We start from the raw sequence: 17799 nt of genomic DNA on the forward strand, positions 1-17799 counted from the left end.
GGTCGGTCGGCTCTCCCTTCCGTCAGCGCTTCAACAAGCGAACGTCGGTCTGATCGCCTACTCGGATTGGATCGAAACGTCATGGAAGCATCCTCTGGTTTAATTACGTGAAGAAGCCGGCCCGCGTATTTGAGAGGATGCGTCCTGGCGGCTATTCTTACCAAGCCCGCCGGACGAGGAAGGACGTAACGGTGTCTGGCGGCAAGAGATCAGTAGCGATCGTCGATGACGATGAAGGGTTGCTCGAGGCGACGTCGGGTTTCCTTGAATCCATGGGTTATCGCGCCATACCATTCAGCTCCGGCCGCGAGTTCCTTGACTCAGGGCTGGTCGAAGAGGTTTCTGTCCTTCTTACCGACGTCAATATGCCGGGGATCACAGGTCTCGAGCTCCAGAAGATTGTGCGCACGCTTCGCCCTGCGATTACGATTGTCATGATGACGGCTTTGCAGGACGAGAACATTCGGCGCAAAGCTATGGCGGGTGGAGCGCGAGAACTCCTGCACAAACCGGTCCTTGCGGATGCATTGATCCGCTGCCTTGAAGACGCCTACGGCGGCCCAGAAACTTGATAGTCTGATTGCAGGAGCCGCCGGGCGTTTCGCGTAGGGCGGCTGGCTGTCCTTGGATTCTTTTGTCTTACTTGGACGGGCATGTGCAGCGGCGTCGGCTCGGTCATGAACGAAGCACGGCCCATCGCCGTTCGGTCGGCGATGGGCCTTGAGGTGGGGCGAGCCCGGGCTGACTCAGTGAACCGTGCGGACCGACGGTGCGATTGCCGTCTCGCGATTGGGCCCGCGCCAGCGGTTTGGCGAGGTACCGAAGGTTTTCTTGAAAACTTTGCAGAAGTGGGCCTGGTCGGTCATTCCACAATCGAGAGCGATCTGGCTGAGTGACGTACTGGTGCCGATCATCAGTTCCTTGGCATAGCTCATCCGGCGCAACAAGATATATCCATATGGTGGCTGACCGAATGTCAGTCTGAAGGCGCGGGAAAAGTGACTGATGCTCAATCGGACAAGCTCGGCCAGCTGCTCAATGCGGATGGTCAAAGACAGGTTCTCCTCGATAAAGGCAACGACCTTCTTGCGTTGCCAAGGAGCCAGGCCGCCCCGATTGACGACATTCCCCACCGTGTTGGGGAAATAGGCCGGTGCATCCTGCTGCGCGGGCACGATTGCCGCGATTTCGAGGCTGTCGGGAGTGCCGACCGAAGTAGCGTTGTCTAGAATTCGGCGTGACGCGATGTTTGCTTGGGCATTCATTTTGGAACCTCTTTGGCTTGTCGTGAATGCGCCGAAGGTGCCGAATGCCTGCCGATTTGACGATTGAACTCAGGTTCGCCCAGAATTAAACCATAGGATGATGTCTCGCATCACATGACGTTATCTTCCACTATCGCCTGCCAAATACCAAGCATACCCTCCGGCTGCCTTCGCCGTGCCTTGGCCTGTCGAGGGGAGGGGCCCATCAACTTGCGCCGAAAGATACAATAAGCGCGGACGTCAGCCTTTTAGTCTGCCTCCCATCGTGACGGTCGCGGGTTTCCGCCAACCGAGCGACGACAAAGGAGTCGGAGATGAACCGCAACCATTCTTTCGAACTTTCGCGCAGGCAGACCCTGCTTGCGGGAGCAACCCTGTCGCTTGCAATGGCCAGCCCGGTCTTTGCCGCGACCAAAACCTCCTCCTCAGACCACAAGCAAGGATCATTCCCAATGACCGATTCATTCGTTAAGACCAAGGACGGCGTCGATATCTTCTACAAGGATTGGGGTCCGAAGGACGCTCAGCCAATCGTCTTCCATCATGGCTGGCCGCTTTCATCCGACGATTGGGACGCACAGATGCTGTTCTTCGTCAAGAATGGCTACCGCGTCGTCGCACATGACCGTCGCGGCCACGGCAGATCTCAGCAGGTCAGCGATGGTCACGATATGGACCACTACGCTGTAGACGCCTGGGCTGTCGTCGAACATCTCAATTTGCGAAATGCCGTTCATATCGGGCACTCGACCGGCGGCGGCGAAGTCGCGCGTTACGTTGCAAAGTACGGTCAGCCGAATGGACGCGTCGCCAAGGCTGTCCTCGTGAGTGCGGTCCCGCCGCTGATGGTTAAGACTGCCTCCAATCCCGGCGGCACTCCGATTGAGGTCTTTGACGGCTTCCGTTCGGCGCTCGCCGCCAATCGAGCACAGTTCTTCCTCGATGTTGCGTCTGGACCGTTCTATGGCTTCAACCGGCCGGACGCTAAGGTTTATCCGGGCGTTGTGCAGAATTGGTGGCGCCAGGGGATGATCGGAAGCGCCAAGGCACATTACGACGGTGTCAAGGCGTTCTCCGAGACCGATCAAACGGAAGACCTAAAGAAGATTACCATTCCGACACTCGTTCTGCACGGTGACGACGACCAGGTCGTTCCAATCGACGACGCGGGACGCCTGTCCGTCAAATTGGTCAAGAACGGAACGCTGAAGGTTTATTCTGGCTACCCGCACGGCATGTTAACGACGCACGCAGATGTCATCAATCCGGATCTCCTTGCGTTCGTGAAGAGCTAAGCGTCAGCAGCCGGATAGAGAATGGGCTCGGCATGTTTGCATGCCGGGCTCCGTGGTACTGCGGTCGCCGCGATGGGGCAACAACGGGTTGGCTATGCGGCAAGAACCTGCGCGGCCGCGGTGTACTCCAAAGCAGGCGGGGCCTGCGGAAAGGCGGCGAGGATCTGTTCGAGTGTCCGTCGCGCTTCGCCGCGCTCTGGTCCCGTCTCGAGTTCGACGAGTGATGTAGCACAACGCAGCTGCCACAGTAGTGCCTTCTGTTGGTAGGCGAGTTCGAGACCCCGTTTGATCCAGTTTCGGCCGTCGCCTCCGCTGCGCGCCGAAAGCTCGCCCTTTAGCCGAAAGAGTTCCGCCTTGCACCATCCTGCCTCGCCAGAAATGGCAAGGTCGAGAAGCTGTTGCGGGGCGCGACCGCCGGCGACGACGACGGTGTTCTCCAGTCGCGGTCCATGAGCACCCTTCAGGAGATCACGGATTACGTCATCAGCGTCCTTTGTGGGGGACCTTCCAAAGCCTAAGAGTTCATAACTTTCAGCCCACTCCTTCCACCGAAATAGCGAGTTGGTCTCAGACACGTGCTGCAGGCGATCGAGATATTTACGAGAAAGGTTCGTGTGGCCCATGCAATGGTACATCGGCACGGCTCCTACCGAGAGCACTAGGCACGATGAAACGCCATGATTTATTTCGGCAGCCTCTCCGAGGAGCTCGTCGAGAATCGCGAGGGCTCTATCAGTGGAACCCATAATCCATGCCGTCTTCGCCATGACCATAAGCGCAAGATGCCTTTGGCTAAAGTGTACGCCGCTTGTGCGGGTACCTTTCCTGAGAGCACCGTTTGCGTCTATGGCCTCGAGGGCAAACCGCACAGCGTCGTCATTCCGGCCCATATAATGGGAGTTATGAGCTGCGATGCGAACGATCGTCGAGCGAGCCGGCAGTCCCAACTCCTTGTCGACTTTCCATGTGAGCTTATCGGCGGCCTCATACCGACCCTGTACGATCAGAATGGCACAGATGCCACTATAGGCCCGCACAGCTTGAGCGGGCTCGCCGACGAGTTCTGCCGCTTTTGCCGCGAGCTCAAACTGTTGGATGGAGTCATCGTCGCCTTGGACGCTGTGAAGATTATAGGAGATTGCCCCGTACGCGGTGCGCAACTTCGCTTCGGCAACCGGATCCTGTCCAATTTTCGCAAGTTTCTCGATTGCCTGCTGGACCACCAGGAACTGCTCACCCATAAGCCCGAGCTGGGTCCAGAGGAGGTCAGAGTTGGACGCCAGATCGACGAAGAGTCGATGCTCGGCTGCTGAATCAGCCCACTTCAAACCCGCTCGCAGGTCGTCAATGAGACTTCCGTGCGTTGCCAGCCACTCATGTGTCGTCTGTTTGTCCCAATCCTGCTCGGTTGCAGGCAATTGACCAAGGACAAACCGTGCATGTGTCCCCCGGACGTCTTCGGCATAGGTCGTCTCGTTCAGTTTGACACCAGCATACTCTTTGGTCGTCTCAAGCAGCTTGAGCTGACCGCCAGCCTCACGCTGCGATATCAGCGACTTAGCAAGCAAACCGGTCAGCGCGTCGTCGAAAGCCTCCGGCCCAAGAAAGTCTCTGGAGATTGCGGTGGCGGCGTTGTAGCTGAAAGCGCGGGCAAAACTCGAAAGCAGCATCAAAAGCTGCTTTTCGTCCTCGGACAGGTAGCTGTAACTCCAATCAAGAGTTGCTCTTAGCGTCTGCTGTCGCGGAGGAGCTGTGCGGCGTCCCCGACGCAAAACCGTCAGTGGACTGTCTAGTGACTGCAACAAAGCGGAGATTCCGAGGTCGACGATTCTCGCTGCGGCCAGTTCGATGGCTAGGGGGATCCCGTCCAGTTTGCGAACGATCGTTGCGATGTTCGAAAGATCTCCTGGACTGTTTGTCCACGAGTCGCCCATGGACAGAGACGCGCGTTCAAGAAACAGCTCGACGGCCGGGAACTTGGTGAGAAACGCTTCCGCTTCGATCTCACTTGGCATTTCTAGCGGCCCAAGCCGCCTGACGGTCTCTGATTGTATGCGAAGCGGCTCGCGGCTTGTTGCAATGATTTGGGCCTTCGGCACCCTGCGGGTTAGCTCTTCGATGACGTTTGCTGCCTCATCGACAAGGTGTTCGCAATTGTCAAAGAAAAGTAGGACCCTTTGTCCGCCGATCGCCTTGATGATGCCCGGAAGAGGGCTGTCGCCGTAGGACGTGAGCCCGAACTGCGAGGCCAGAGATAGCGCGATGCGACCCTCTCCGGCGAGAGCGCCCAGATCGACAAATACTATCTTCTCAAAGTCGCCCGCCGCCTCTTGGACAATCAAGGAAGCGACGGTCGTCTTGCCGATGCCACCTGGGCCAACGATTGTTAGCACACCTTTGTCGAGGACGGCCAGACAACTCTCGACGAACCCGCGTCGGCCAATCACGTTCATGGCGAACGCTGGCAAGCCGGCCAAGTCTGCGCGCCGGGGGTTTTTCGGGTCGACCCCGCGCTCTTCGACGTTAACCTCGAAGATATAGCCCTGATTGGCAACGTGCCTGAGGAAGGGACATGGTGAGCCGAGGCCTAGTGCCTTGCGAAGCGAAGCCATATGCACCCGCAACGCGCCTTCGGATACGGTAGTGTTTGGCCAGACTTCTCGAATGAGATCTTCTTTCGCAATCACCTGGTTTGCTCGCAAGACAAGCGCCGTGAGCAGGTCAAAGGCCCGAGATCCAAGCCGGATCAACGCTCCGTCTTTGAGAAGTCGGCGTTGTTGAATGTCGAGCTCGAATTCAGCAAATCGAAGAATTATCAACTCCACTGCTACCTTCGTATGTCTTCGGCGCCATCGCGTGGTGCGTTTCGAGATGATGCCTGCTCTGCTCAAACGAACGAGGAAACAGGACCGGGTGAAGCCTCACGGCTATCAGTATTACCCCTTTCAGGAAAGCTACACTCGTGTACAGGGTCACATCCGCTTGGTTGTGCGAAGCGTAAGAATCCACGCCAGACCAGCGGACCTAAAAATTCGGTCAGGGCATACGCTGCAACAGGAACAACCGCCGCCGGCCCGAAGCCGACCGAGGCACAGCGCCTTGTTACACCGGTCACTGTCAACCGGTGCAAGTGGCACTTCCTTTTGCCAACTTCGAGGCAGCCTCAAGCCGGTTTATTCGTCGTCTGCCACGAAGATACATTCGTAGCCGAGGCCTGATTTTCCACCGACTTGGCAGCAATAGGGTGCCGCAAAATGGCCAGGGAGCAGTGTCGTCGACGTTCCGCTGCAGTGTTCCAAGAGGCTACGTCTGGTCTGAGTAGCTTGTTCACCATCTCGGCAAGCGTGACTGTTCCAGTCCGGATACCAAACCTGGATAGGGTGATGAAGTATGTCCCCGACGAAGATCAAATCGCCGTCTGACTCCTGTACTCGAAGCAAAACGTGACCGGGCGTATGGCCGGGAGCCGGTTCGATGAATACGCCTTCCGCAAGCTCGAAAGGAGGGTCAAGAAGGAGAAGCTGTCCGGTTTCAATTAAAGGCTTGATAGAGTCTGCAAAAATCCGGGCGTTGTCTTCGAGCTCGGCCTCATGCTCGGCGAGAAATTCAAACTCAATGCGGGAAACCAGGTATTTCGCATTCGGGAATGTCGGAATCCAGCGCCCCAGATGCTCGTAGGTGTTCCATCCGACATGATCGACATGCAGATGCGTGCAGAGAACATAGTCCACGTCTTCCGGTGCGATTCCCGTAGCTGCGAAGTGTTCGAGATAGGACGTCTCCAGCATCGAGAAGAACGGCGTGTGCGGCCGTTCCTTTCCGTTCCCCGAGCAGGTGTCGACGAGCACGGTGATCCCGGATGTCCGGACAATCCAACTGTGGACGGATCCGATGAGGCGCTCGTGTTCCGGCGCGTAATAACGGGGTATCATCCAGTCCGCGTGTTTGGCGACGGCCTCTGCTGTCCAAGCGGGCAGGTGATACTTGGGGGGAAAGCCGAGGCCCTCATATTCCTGAACGCGGTATACTTCCGATCGCCCAATTTTCAAAACACGCTCCTCATTTGAACCGAGACTGTCATATTTCAGAATTGCTGCTGCTGTCAGGTACCTGAAAGTGATAGCTCGAAGGCTTTTCGATCTCGATGACCACGATCGCTTCGGGATCGTCTGCGGGAAGATTTTTGAAGTAGCCGATCGATGTCACCGGGGCCTCCCTGGAAGTGAATGGAATTATCTGCAATCCGAAGTGGAAGGCCCGGGAAGCACAGGTTATTGGAGCATTCGGGATATGCCTGTCCGGCGTTCGGGTAGCGGCCCGAGGCCGCAAATGGCCTGTGCGCGCCACAGGGGCTTTGTTTCCAAAGCCCCTCCGTAGACGTCATTCAAAGTGGAAACCGGACAAATCGACCGACACGATTAGCGGCTCAGACAAAGGCGTGTTGTCGGGCTGACGCGGGAAAATTCTCATCTTTGACGGCAACGTTATGCCTTCGACCTTCACCGGGTCCGTCAAATAGCGGGCCGCGGCGTTTTTGCCCTGGATATCTACCTCGTAGTCGTGGCGAACGAGAATTCCATCGGCATTGAAGTAGAAGCTCTGCACCGTGCTGTGGGTTGCGATGGAGGCGGGGAAAGTCACGCGGAGCCGGCGCCAGGTCTCGCCGTTTTCGTTCCAGCTCTCGACCTCCTCCGAAACGACCCCTGGCTGTTTCAGAATGAACGGTGAGGTGAGATAGGTCCACATTGTGTAACCGGAAAAATAGGCGACCTGCGGATTGCTCCAGTGGGTTTCCATTTCATAGCCGTCGAACGACGCGCGCGGGTTGAGAAGCTCCTCAACGACTTCGCCCGCCGGCGTTTCGATGGTAACGCGGTCAGGGGTAAATGCCGACTTGTTATTGGTCGGGGAGAACGGCCAATGCGAAACCCATTCCCGCTTCAGATCGACTTTGACATGGCAATCTTCGAGAACGGTCGCTTTGCCCTTGAGACCCCAGAGAACGCCACCCTGATGAAGCTTTGCCGTCAGGAACGAGAAACGAGAAAATCGCTCCATTCCGCCATGCGCCTCGATTGCGGTTTCGACTAGATTGGTCACTGTTACTTCCTTTCTTTTGATGATTTGATGGTTGCGAGCGCCGCTTCGGCAACAGCCGTGTCCTGCTCGACCGTGCCTCCGCTCACACCGATCGCGCCGGCCACATGTCCGTCGATCTCGATGGGTAGACCACCACCTAGAATCACGTATTTGCCTCCTGCCGCATTACCGATCGAAAACAACGCAGCCCCGGGCTGGATCATGGGAACGAACGCCGCAGAAGGCGCGTGGAACGAGCGTGAGGTCTGAGCCTTTCCGACCGCGACGTCGAAGGCGCCAGGCCAGGCGCCGTCCATGCGCGCCATTCCGACAAGTTCTCCGCCGTGATCGAGAACAACGATTGTGGATCGTACCCCGATCGCAGCGGCTTTTTCCTCGGCAGCAGCGAGAGCCAGCTTCGCCGCTCCCAAGCCAATTTGTGGGACGAACATCTCTGTTTCCTCAATCATTGATTTGAGGGCGGCGCGATACGTCGCCCAAGCTGTTCAGCGCAGCTCGATATCCGAAAGGTCGATCGACACTACGAGAGGTTCCGACAGAGAATTTCCGTCGGTCTGACGCGGGAAAATGCGACGCTCAGTCGGGAACTTCAGGCCTGAAACTGTCGTGTAGCCCGAAATGTAATGGGCGCCCGGCGTGTTTCCGGCAATCTCGACATCATAGTCATGCCGCTTCAGAAGGCCGTCAGCATCGACGTAAAGTGTCTGCACGGTGCTGTGCGTGGCGATTTCCTTCGGGAAGGTGACTTTCAGCCGGTTCCAGGTCTCACCCTTTTCCGTCCAGTCTTCGAACTGTTCGCTGACGACGCCAGGCTGGGCGAGCACAAACGGCATGTTCAGGTATGTCCACATCGCAATGCCCGCGAAATAAGCAAGCTGCGGCTCGGACCATGGCGTCTCGAGGGTGTGTCCTGCGAACGATGCGCGCGGATCGCTGAGCTCTTCAACGACGTTGCCCGAGCTGTCCTGGATCTCGACCTTGCCCGGCCGGAATTGCGAGACCTTGCCGTCGGGACCGAACGGATGATGGGAGGCCCACTCATCGCGCAAGCCGACGGTCACATTCGTTTCGTCAAGCTTGCCGGCATGACCCTTGAGCACCCACAGGGCGCCTCCCTGTGTCAGATGCGCGGTCAGGCTTGTAAACCTGTTCCAGGTTTCGAGCCCGCCATGGGCGTCGACAATCTTCTGTGCGAGCGAATTCATTGAAATGTCCTTTGAAATTGACTGATCAGGCGTCGAGGAAAGTGCTTACGTGGGCGACGAACGTTTCGGAGTACTGGAACAGTGCCCCGTGACCCGAGTCGGGATAAATAATCAGCGTGCCATCGCTCATGTTTTTGAACATCTGGTAGGCGTTGATCGATGGAAACATCGTGTCGTCGCTGCCGTGAACAATAAGCGTGGGCTGCTTGATCGCCCTCAGCGAGGCGTGAGCTTCATCCTTCTCTGCACACCAGCCGATGATCGCCTTCGCCTGCGGATTGCTGACATTCTCGCCACTGTCCGGATCACGATCCTCCTTGCGGGCGGCCGCACGATCGACGAAGGCAGCGCCTGCGGCCTGGCTTGCCTTTGTGGGCGTGAAGAACAGCGGAAGGCGGACATCGCGTGCATTTTTCGAGAAAGCCTCTTCGACGACCTGTAACAGATGCTCCTCGCCGCCCTTGGGCGCTGATCCGGCAACGATCAGCTTGCGAACGTTGATGGTCGACCGCGGTGCCATGATTTGAGCAAGGAACCCACCGAGCGAGAAGCCGAGTAGATCCACTTCCTTCAGGCCGACGGCGACAATGAAGGCCTCGGCGTCATACGCCATCTGCTCCACATTATCAGGGACTTCGCCCGTGGATGTCCCGACGCCGGTGTTATTAAAGACGATTACCGGACGTTCGGTCGCAAGCGCGTTGACGACCTTGGGATCCCAGGCATCCATCGTGCCCGTGAAATGCTGAAGGAGGACGAGCGGAACGCCGGTTTCCGGACCGAGCCGACGATAGGCGAAATGGATGCCGTTCGCTTCAACAGTTTCTGTTTTGGAGGTTTCGAGTGTCTTTCGCATCTGCGTTTCCTTTTTGGTTTGAGCGAGTGAATTTCCGGCGGCTGCCCGACGGGAAAATGCAAATTGGCAATCCGTTAGGCGAGTTAAGTGCTGTTAAGTCTTGTTACGTGGGCAGGCGGCGTCGGTATTGGCACATACTGCTCACGAACCGTGCGGAGGTTCAGCATGCAGGAGATTTCTGATCTTCTGAGAGAGCGTTGCAGTGTGCTCCGCGTTGCGAAGACCCGCGGTGGGGTTCGCTGCAAGGTCCGTGTGTTTGGCGACGATCGTCCCGAGCTCATCAGCAATGGCGGGTCTGTCACTTAAGAGCGCCGCGATACGCTCCTTGGAAATCTCATAGACGACGACGAAGGTTGCAGCCCGGATGGAGGCTCTCTCGGCTGCTGCCATCAACACACCAACTTCTCCAATGAAGTCGCCCGGGGATAGCTTTCGCGCGTCTTCGTGCTTCGAGCCGTCCTTCCCCTCAACAATCGCAACGCCGCTTCTGATGATATAAAGCGAGGCCATCTTCGTGCCGCGCTCCACAATGGTGGAGCCCTGCTGGAAAGTTAGACGGGTCATCGAGGCCGCAAGCGCTCCCTTTTCATCTTCGGTGAGCGCGGCGAAAAGGTTGATGGCATTCAGAAGTCGCCACGCCGAACTCGGGTGGTGTTCTGGCGTAGTCCTGCTTCCTTTCCCCGTAGAGCCTTCGCCAGGCTCCGGTGCAAGCGAGAGGCCGGCCGCCTTCAGATGGCGGTAGATGAGGTCGAATATCTCAGATTGCGCCGCATCGGAGAGGCTCAACGAACTCACACTGAAACTCAGTTCGACTTCGACGACCTCCCGGCTCAGACCCGTTACGCGTGTCGATGTGGGCGGCTCTCTGGCAATGAGATTGCTGCTGGCCAATGCGGTGCGGAGCACCGCCTCGATCGTTACCGGCGACTTGTCAAGCGTGACGCGAACCTTGAGCTTTTTGCCGTGACTGTGGGAAGGGCTGCTGAGGTTTATGAATATCGCTTTGGCGAGGGCGCTGTTTGGAATAACGACGAGATCGTTGGCCGAATTGACCAAGTGCGTCGAACGCCAATTGGTCTCGATCAGCTTGCCCTGTGTACCGGCGTCCAGAAAGATCCAGTCTCCCACGGTGTAGGGATGACCGAGTTTCAGGGCAATTCCGGAGAACAGGTCATTCAGCGTACTTTGAAGCGCAAGTCCAAGAATGATTGCAAATGCGCCCGAGGTCGCAATGAGCGTGCCAACGGGTATCCCGAAGACATAGCGCTGATCGACAGGAATGATCCAATATAGACAATTGCCACCACCAGGTCCTGGAGCAGGCGTCCTTCCTTCGAATTCCCCTCGAAAATCAGGAAGAGACGCACGGCGCTTACGACAACACTCGCGCCCGCGGCCCACCAGATCGCCTTCATCAGATCAAGGAGAACGGTCTGAGTGATGTCGGGGTCCCTCGCTTCGGCAGCAAAAGGGACATGTCCAGCGACAAGCAGAATCGTGGTCAGCAGCAAGAAAAAGCAAAAGTTCACGACAAGTCGAACAGCCGCGGGCCTCCGCCCGAGAACGACTCGAACCAGAAGACGGAAAAGTATCAGGGCCGTTGCTTCCGCAAGGGGGTCAAGGGCGATTTCGCGCATCTCGACTGGCTAGACGATGCGTGCTGGGCGAGTCTTGTGCGATCCCGCTCCATGGAACGGGATGTCGTTTTCAGACAATGCCTCGGCTACCGAGTCCTAGCGAATGCCGCTCAAAGCGACGCCATTGCGGGTATCGCCCGTCGCAATTCTCGGCTTCAGACGAGACCAGTTCCGGACTCCAGAAGAGCGCGCGCCTTTAGCATATCCGTTGTCGTAAGGTTATCGTCCACTTTTGATAGCGCACCGACTAGGGCAGGGCGGAAGGTTCCAGCATCGAACTGAAACGCAGACAATGCGCATCGCAGTTCCCAGAACGAGGCTCCCATTTCCTGGGAAAGCTGTAGCGACTGAAGAACCAGCGCTCGAGATTGCGCTTCATCAACCGCCAGCAGTCGCTCAGACTTGAGCCGCAGCAGTTCGGGTCTGCTCCATCCGACTTCACCAGAGAGTGCACGGTCCAGTGCGTCGAGGGGGGCTCGATCTCCAGCCAGGGTCACAAGATAATCAAGCAGGGCGCCACGCGCATCGGCGAACTCATCGGCGAGGCCTTCAACCGGCGCGCAATCGACAATGATCCTTCGATAACCTCGAAGCCATAACGCCCAGCGCTGGAGGTTATGAGCTTGGACCAGGCCCGCGACGTGGTCCAACTGCCGGATCGCCGTCGTCCTGTCGCCGACAAGATAGGCCACGGGACATGCAGCGGTCATGAGGAGAAGCAGGGTCGAGATTGCGTAATCCAGCTCCTTTGCTTCTTTCTCCAATGCCTGAAGATGCTTGAGGGCCTTCGAGGTTTCGCCCCGCAAGAAACCGGAAAATGCGACAATCGTCGAGGCGATCATCCGTTGCTCGTATCCGACACCGGTATTCTGCGTTGACCGCAGTAGACCCTTCGCATTCTCGATAGATCCTTCGGCTTCCCGGATCGCATCCGAAAGATCTCCACGGAAGAAGTGGGGACTGTCCAGCATCCGGCTGAAGACATTCGCGGGTATCTGCGAAAGCTCCGATCGGATGGCGAGCGCTTTCTCAATCGATCGAGTGTAGTGTCCGTTTGAAGTCCAGATCGAGTTCGCGCCGGTCATCGCCTGGATGTATTTGGGGATGTCGCCAGCCGCACGCGCAATTTCCCCGGCCTTGACGAACTCTTCGGCGGCGGCCTCGTCATCGATGAACGCGCGAGTATGATACAAAAGCCCGCCACGGGCGATGCGAAGTTGAATTTCAACTTCGGTGCCTGCGTGGCCGGATCTGGGTAGAAATCCGAGTGCCCATTCGACGAGTTTCGCCTGTTCGCTCATCAATCCCAGTTGAACCCAAAGTACATGGGATTTGGCGATGAGCGCAACGGCATACTGCTCATAGCCGGTCTCCGGCATTGACCATCGCACGGCCAAACGCACGTCGTTGACGAGAGACAGGTATCGTTGCACCCAGTCCTTCGTCGTCAAACTCTTCCAATCGATTTCGGCGGCAGCGAGTTTCTGCTCGCAATAAAGTGCATGTGCGGTGCGCTGCGAGATGGCTCTGCCTGCCTCCGTCAGTTTTTCCAATGCGTAACGGCGCGTCGTCTCAAGCAGACGGTATGTTCCATCGCCTCCAACGACCGAGAGAAAGGACTTTAGAAACAGTCCGTCGAAAGTCTCGTGAAACTTTTCCTGGCCAATATGAGATGAGCTCAAGGCTTGGGCAGCCGAGGCTGTGAATGGGCCTGCGAAAACTGCGACGTCCTGGAGAAGCGTCCGCTCTTCCGTCGTGAGGCTGTCATAACTCCAGTCGAGCGTAGCTCTTAATGTCTGCTGCCGTGGCGGAGCGGTCCTTCGTCCCTTTCGAAGGATCGCGAAAGGATTATCCAGCGAGGCAGCGAGGTGCGCCAAACCCAAGCTCGCGGCGCGAGAAGCAGCAAGCTCGATCGCCAAGGGGATCCCGTCGAGCTGCCGGACGACAGAGGCGACCATCAAGACGCTGTCGGGCTGATCCAGGTCCTCAAGATCCGACGACTGTGCAACGCGTTCAATAAAAAGTTGCACGGCTGAGTACGAAAGGGCTTCACTCGCCGACAAGCCTTCGGGCGGAACCTGCAGCGAAGGTAGCTGCCGGATGCGCTCGCCTGCTACCCTGAGCGGCTCCCGGCTGGTTGCAAGGATCGAAATACTTGTCGCTGATCCGAGGATGCGTTCGACAGCTGTGGCAACTGCGTCAATCAAATGCTCACAATTGTCGAAGATGAGCAAAAGATCCTCCTCAGCCAAGACATTGAGAACGCCCGCCTCGATATCATTGGCAAATGCGGTGATGCCTAATAGGGACGCCAGCGTCGGCATAATCTGTTGGCCGTCATTCAACGCCGCCAGATCAACAAACAGCGTTCGCTTGTCTCGGCTGTCGCCAACTGCCAACGCAACGGAGGTTTTCCCAATCCCGCCCGTGCCTGAGATCGTCACGAGCCTGTTCACTCTCAGTGCTTCGGCTGTGGCGTCGATGAACTCCTCCCGCCCGATCAGTCGGCTTGCAAGCCGAGGGAGGTTTGATGCGATCGACAACACACCGGTCTGATTGGTGGAGGCCGATGCTGGTCCATCGCTGTCAAATGCTTTCGCCTCCGTGACGGCAACGACAAAAACGTAGCCCCGGCCTGGAACGTTCTCGATATATCGCCCACCATCAATGTCGCTCAAGAGCTTTCTCAGGCTGACAATATGGACGCGAAGCGCCCCGTCTTCCACGGTCGTATCCGGCCACACCAGGGAAATCAGCTCTTGCTTGCGGATGATCTCTCCGGCGCGCGAAGCCAGAACAGCCAGAATGTCGAAAGCCTTGCCGCCGAGATGTAAGGCGTTCCCGGCCGCAGACAGACGCCGCCCCGGTATGTCGAGTTCGAAGCTACCAAACCTCAGTTGGCCCATTCGTTCAATCAGATGTTTGACGGGCCTGGGCGATAGGCGGGGCAGCTCAAACGGGCGCGCCCTGCAGAGCACGCCACCCCGCAGCCATTCCCAGGCCCCCCAAATACCTATAGGGTTCTGAATGGTCTTGGGCAACGCCTTCAACTAATGTTGTTTTCTGATCCAATGCTTTAGGCGTTGTAGCCACCGTCAACGTTGAGCACTGCGCCGGTGATGAAGGACGCCCCTGGGCTCGCGAGGAAAAGGATCGCATTTGCCACTTCTTCAGGTCGACCAAGGCGCTTTAATGCATTCGATTCTCGCTCAGCTTCCATTATTTCGGGGAGCGCAAAGCCTTGCGTCGTTTCGATCGCACCGATCTGCACAACATTAACTGTTATGCCGCGAGGGCCAATATCGTGAGCGGCTCCCCGACAAAATGCCGATAGTGCAGCTTGGGTCGCAGCAAAGTCCGCAAGGCCGGGCGTTCCGACGCGATCTGCCAAACTCGCTCCGAGCGCGACAATCCGGCCACCCGAGCTCATCACCCTCACCGCGGCGCGGATCAGCGCCGTGGTCGAGCGTATATGGATTGCAAGCTGGTGCTCGACTGCATCTTCGTCCAGGTCTTCATCGTCAATCTGTCCGTGGACACGGTTTTCGCAGTTGGCGATCACGATATCAATCCGGCCGAAGTCCGCTATGGCTGTTCGGGTAATTCGGAGGAAATCAGCCGGCGAGGGGCTGGCGGACGAAGGATATATGGCAACACGGACGCCGAAAGGTTGAATGGCCTGGAGTATCCGCTCGCCCGCCTCCTGCGTGTTCAGTGTTAGCACCAAGTCGGCGCCGCTCTGAGCCAACGCGCAGGCAGTCGCAATGCCCACGCCCTGGTCCGCATTGGTCAAAAGTGCCACTCGCCCGGCGAAGGGACGGGGATGGATCCCTGTTCGCTCGTTCAAAATTATCTCCGTTTAAATTCCGTCAGTTGTTAGCGCCTCGGCTTTATAATGTTCGTTGACCGCTAAACCGCATTTCGTCCTAATTCTTGTAAAATCAAGTCTTAACGCGTCAACGTCTGCGGACGGTGGTTCCAAGGCCTAAGGCGCTGATTTTGGACGACGTTGCGGCGCGAAGGAGCACCCATAACCACTCTTAACATCGCTTAACTCGCTTAGCGTAGCGGCGCCACGTTAGCGTTCCCTCGTTACAGAAGCGAGGTATGCAGCGATGGGTGAACCGGTTTCATTTTCTTCAAACCTGATCCAGATCAGCTTTCGGTACGATCCGAATATCACGTTGCCGGAGTTCGCCGGGGCTGTCGTGGCTCCACGCGACGCGAAAGCTGCCCAAGAAGCGGCGGGGCCGCGCCGGAAACTCGCTGGCCTTTCCGATTGGCAGAAAAACAAGATCGTCCGGTATGTTGACGACAATATTGACGGAACTATCCGCGTCGAAAGCCTCGGTCAGCAGGTTCGACTGAGCGCCAGTCGGTTCTCAAAAGGCTTCAAGGAATCGTTCGGCCGCTCGCCCTACGACTATGTCCTCCTTCGCCGCGTGGAAGCCGCAAAATACCTGATCGCGACGACCGAAGAGCCGCTCAGCCAGATCGCACAGGCGTGCGGGCTAAGCGATCAAGCCCATCTTTCAAAGATATTCAAGCGCTTCGTCGGAATGACTCCTTTGCGATGGCGGCGCGCAGAGTCGGGCGCTAGACCAGCCCCTGCCGACGCTCACAGGTGGCGAAGGCTGAGCTGCTCGACTGCGGAACTCGCATAATGTTGTCGCGGCAGTACTGGGCCTCAGCATGCTGGGCGTCAGCGCCGGCGAAGTGATGACGGTGGTCCAGATGGCAATGCTTGGCGAACTGCCCTTTACCGCTTTGCGGGACGGCATTTTCGCGCACCCGACTGTCTCGGAGGCATTGAACATGCTCTTCGCTGCAGTCGGTGAACCGGAAAACTAACACGAAAGGGGTCGAATAATGATAACTTCCAGCTCGGTCAGCGCGCCTACCGAATTTGCTGAAGTTGAGGGCAGGACACTTGCCTACCGAAAAATCGGTAAGGGCACGCCGCTCTTCCTTGCGGTGCGGTTTCGAGGGACCCTCGATGTATGGGACCCGCTTTTCCTCGATGAACTTGCAAAGCATTTCACAGTCGTGACATTCGACTACACGGGTCTTGGGGCGTCGACGGGCGAGCCGACCTATATTCGTGAGTCTTTGGCGAAGGATGCGAAGGACCTGATGGATCATCTGGGGTTTGACAGGGTGATCATGGGAGGATGGTCTTTAGGGGGCGTCGTCGCTCAAGTCGTTACGGCGATCTATCCAGAAAGGGTTTCTCACGTCGTCCTGATTGGAACTGCCCCGCCCGGAAAGCCGCAGGTCCCGGGGGAGGCAGTGTTCATGAGGACCGCGATGAAGCCCGTCAACGATCTTGAGGATGAACACGTCCTGTTCTTCGAACCGGAATCGGAATCGAGCAGAGCGGCAGCCACCAGGTCGCACGCACGCATCGCAGAGCGTCAAACGGACCGATCGCCCGCCATCGCGGAAGGGACGTTTTTGAAGCTGCTGAGCGAAGCGACGGACAGGACGACGATTTTCCCGGATGCAGATGGAAGATACATGTCCTACCTGTCGGATTGTGAAAAGCCGATGCTGGTGATCGGCGGTGACCACGATATCGCGTGCCCGGTCGATAATTGGTACGGTCTATCCCGTGCCTGGAAGACAATGCACCTCCTCACGATCCCCCAAGCGGGCCACGCGCCGCATCATCAGGAACCTGAATTCGTCGCCGATGCCGTCGCGTCGTTCATCGCTCGTCATTGACTTTCCCTGAAGGGCTAGTGCCTGAGCTCGCCCTTGCAGCGCCATGATTCCTACTAGAGAGAAGACCAATGCCCCCAGCAATCGTCCCGAATATCAGTTTTCACACGCGCGTGAGAAATGACGCCCTTGAAGGTCCTAATCCTTTTGAGTGGAAGACGATTACGTCGGATGAGATTTTTTCGGGACGCAACATCGTCCTGTTTGGGCTCCCAGGTGCCTTCACGCCCGCCTGCTCCGAAAGCCATTTGCCCGGTTTTGAGCAAAATTATGATGACTTTCGTGAAGTCGGTGTCGATGAAGTCGTTTGCGTTGCGGTGAACGATGCCTTTGTCATGTACCAATGGGCGAAAGCACGAGGCGTTCAGAAGGTTCGAATGCTCCCGGACGGTAATGGGGATTTTACGCGGCAAATGGGAATGCTGGTTCAACAAACCAGCAACGGCATGGGATTGCGGAGCTGGCGATATTCGATGCATGTCGTCGACGGAGAGATCCGCTCCATTTTCACAGAGCCAGGCCTTACTGACAATTCCGACGGATTGAGCGTGACGGTATCGGACGCAGCGACAATGCTCAGCTATTTAAGGGCCCATAACTACACAGCGCCACAAGTCGGGGAACGAGGTGCGGCGAACAGATTAACGCACGCGCCGCGGTGAGGTCTGCCACTTCAAGCTCGCCCTCAAAAGCGGAAAGCGTGTCTCGAAGGCGGTGCTT

17 protein-coding genes are annotated in these 17799 nt (G+C 57.3%); 6 read left to right on the forward strand and 11 right to left on the reverse strand.

Going from position 1 to position 17799, the window contains the following annotated elements; all coding sequences use genetic code 11:
• Positions 1-191: 191 nt before the first annotated feature.
• Positions 192-572, forward strand: a complete 381-nt coding sequence (locus NKG99_RS17400; RefSeq protein WP_352869828.1) for a response regulator transcription factor — start codon at positions 192-194, stop codon at positions 570-572.
• 174 nt (positions 573-746) lie between these two features.
• Here the strand turns inward: NKG99_RS17400 and NKG99_RS17405 are convergent, their stop codons facing one another.
• On the reverse strand, positions 747-1265 hold the full coding sequence (locus NKG99_RS17405) for a helix-turn-helix domain-containing protein (RefSeq protein ID WP_352869830.1): 519 nt from the start codon (positions 1263-1265) through the stop codon (positions 747-749).
• 314 nt (positions 1266-1579) lie between these two features.
• Here NKG99_RS17405 and NKG99_RS17410 point away from each other — a divergent pair, with 314 nt between their 5' ends.
• Positions 1580-2560 (forward strand): alpha/beta fold hydrolase, encoded by a 981-nt coding sequence (locus tag NKG99_RS17410; protein WP_352869832.1) that lies wholly within the window; start codon positions 1580-1582, stop codon positions 2558-2560.
• 92 nt (positions 2561-2652) lie between these two features.
• Here NKG99_RS17410 and NKG99_RS17415 read toward each other — a convergent pair whose 3' ends face one another.
• From NKG99_RS17415 to NKG99_RS17460, 10 genes are all read right to left on the reverse strand, one after another.
• Positions 2653-5385 (reverse strand): ATP-binding protein, encoded by a 2733-nt coding sequence (locus NKG99_RS17415; RefSeq protein WP_352869834.1) that lies wholly within the window; start codon positions 5383-5385, stop codon positions 2653-2655.
• A 348-nt stretch (positions 5386-5733) separates the two neighbouring features.
• Positions 5734-6609, reverse strand: coding sequence for an MBL fold metallo-hydrolase (locus NKG99_RS17420; RefSeq protein ID WP_352869835.1), 876 nt, complete (start codon positions 6607-6609; stop codon positions 5734-5736).
• A gap of 28 nt (positions 6610-6637) precedes the next feature.
• Entirely contained in the window at positions 6638-6766 is a 129-nt protein-coding gene (locus NKG99_RS17425) for a hypothetical protein (RefSeq protein ID WP_352869837.1), read from the reverse strand.
• Between the two features lie 174 nt (positions 6767-6940).
• Positions 6941-7660 carry a hypothetical protein gene (locus tag NKG99_RS17430; protein WP_352869839.1) on the reverse strand — a complete coding sequence of 240 codons (720 nt, stop codon included), beginning with the start codon at positions 7658-7660 and terminating at the stop codon, positions 6941-6943.
• 2 nt (positions 7661-7662) lie between these two features.
• Entirely contained in the window at positions 7663-8091 is a 429-nt protein-coding gene (locus NKG99_RS17435; protein WP_352869840.1) for a GlcG/HbpS family heme-binding protein, read from the reverse strand.
• Positions 8092-8145: 54 nt separating this feature from the next.
• Positions 8146-8865 (reverse strand): hypothetical protein, encoded by a 720-nt coding sequence (locus NKG99_RS17440; RefSeq protein ID WP_352869842.1) that lies wholly within the window; start codon positions 8863-8865, stop codon positions 8146-8148.
• Positions 8866-8890: 25 nt separating this feature from the next.
• On the reverse strand, positions 8891-9721 hold the full coding sequence (locus NKG99_RS17445) for an alpha/beta fold hydrolase (protein WP_352869844.1): 831 nt from the start codon (positions 9719-9721) through the stop codon (positions 8891-8893).
• 141 nt (positions 9722-9862) lie between these two features.
• Positions 9863-11122: a mechanosensitive ion channel family protein gene (locus tag NKG99_RS17450; protein ID WP_352869845.1), complete on the reverse strand. Its 1260-nt coding sequence runs from the start codon at positions 11120-11122 to the stop codon at positions 9863-9865.
• A 391-nt stretch (positions 11123-11513) separates the two neighbouring features.
• Entirely contained in the window at positions 11514-14408 is a 2895-nt protein-coding gene (locus tag NKG99_RS17455; protein WP_352869846.1) for an ATP-binding protein, read from the reverse strand.
• Positions 14409-14434: 26 nt separating this feature from the next.
• On the reverse strand, positions 14435-15205 hold the full coding sequence (locus tag NKG99_RS17460) for an SDR family NAD(P)-dependent oxidoreductase (RefSeq protein WP_352869847.1): 771 nt from the start codon (positions 15203-15205) through the stop codon (positions 14435-14437).
• A 268-nt stretch (positions 15206-15473) separates the two neighbouring features.
• Here NKG99_RS17460 and NKG99_RS17465 point away from each other — a divergent pair, with 268 nt between their 5' ends.
• The 4 genes from NKG99_RS17465 (at position 15474) to NKG99_RS17480 (ending at position 17741) form a co-directional block, all read left to right on the forward strand.
• Positions 15474-16022, forward strand: a complete 549-nt coding sequence (locus tag NKG99_RS17465; RefSeq protein ID WP_352869849.1) for a helix-turn-helix domain-containing protein — start codon at positions 15474-15476, stop codon at positions 16020-16022.
• A gap of 16 nt (positions 16023-16038) precedes the next feature.
• On the forward strand, positions 16039-16209 hold the full coding sequence (locus NKG99_RS17470; protein WP_352869875.1) for an oxidoreductase dimerization domain-containing protein: 171 nt from the start codon (positions 16039-16041) through the stop codon (positions 16207-16209).
• A gap of 18 nt (positions 16210-16227) precedes the next feature.
• Positions 16228-17082, forward strand: a complete 855-nt coding sequence (locus NKG99_RS17475) for an alpha/beta fold hydrolase (RefSeq protein WP_352869850.1) — start codon at positions 16228-16230, stop codon at positions 17080-17082.
• A gap of 68 nt (positions 17083-17150) precedes the next feature.
• Complete coding sequence (locus tag NKG99_RS17480) at positions 17151-17741, forward strand: peroxiredoxin (RefSeq protein ID WP_352869851.1); 591 nt, start codon at positions 17151-17153, stop codon at positions 17739-17741.
• The last annotated feature ends 58 nt before the right edge of the window (positions 17742-17799 follow it).

It is taken from the genome of Mesorhizobium sp. M1409, from assembly GCF_040317535.1.
Lineage (GTDB): Bacteria > Pseudomonadota > Alphaproteobacteria > Rhizobiales > Rhizobiaceae > Mesorhizobium.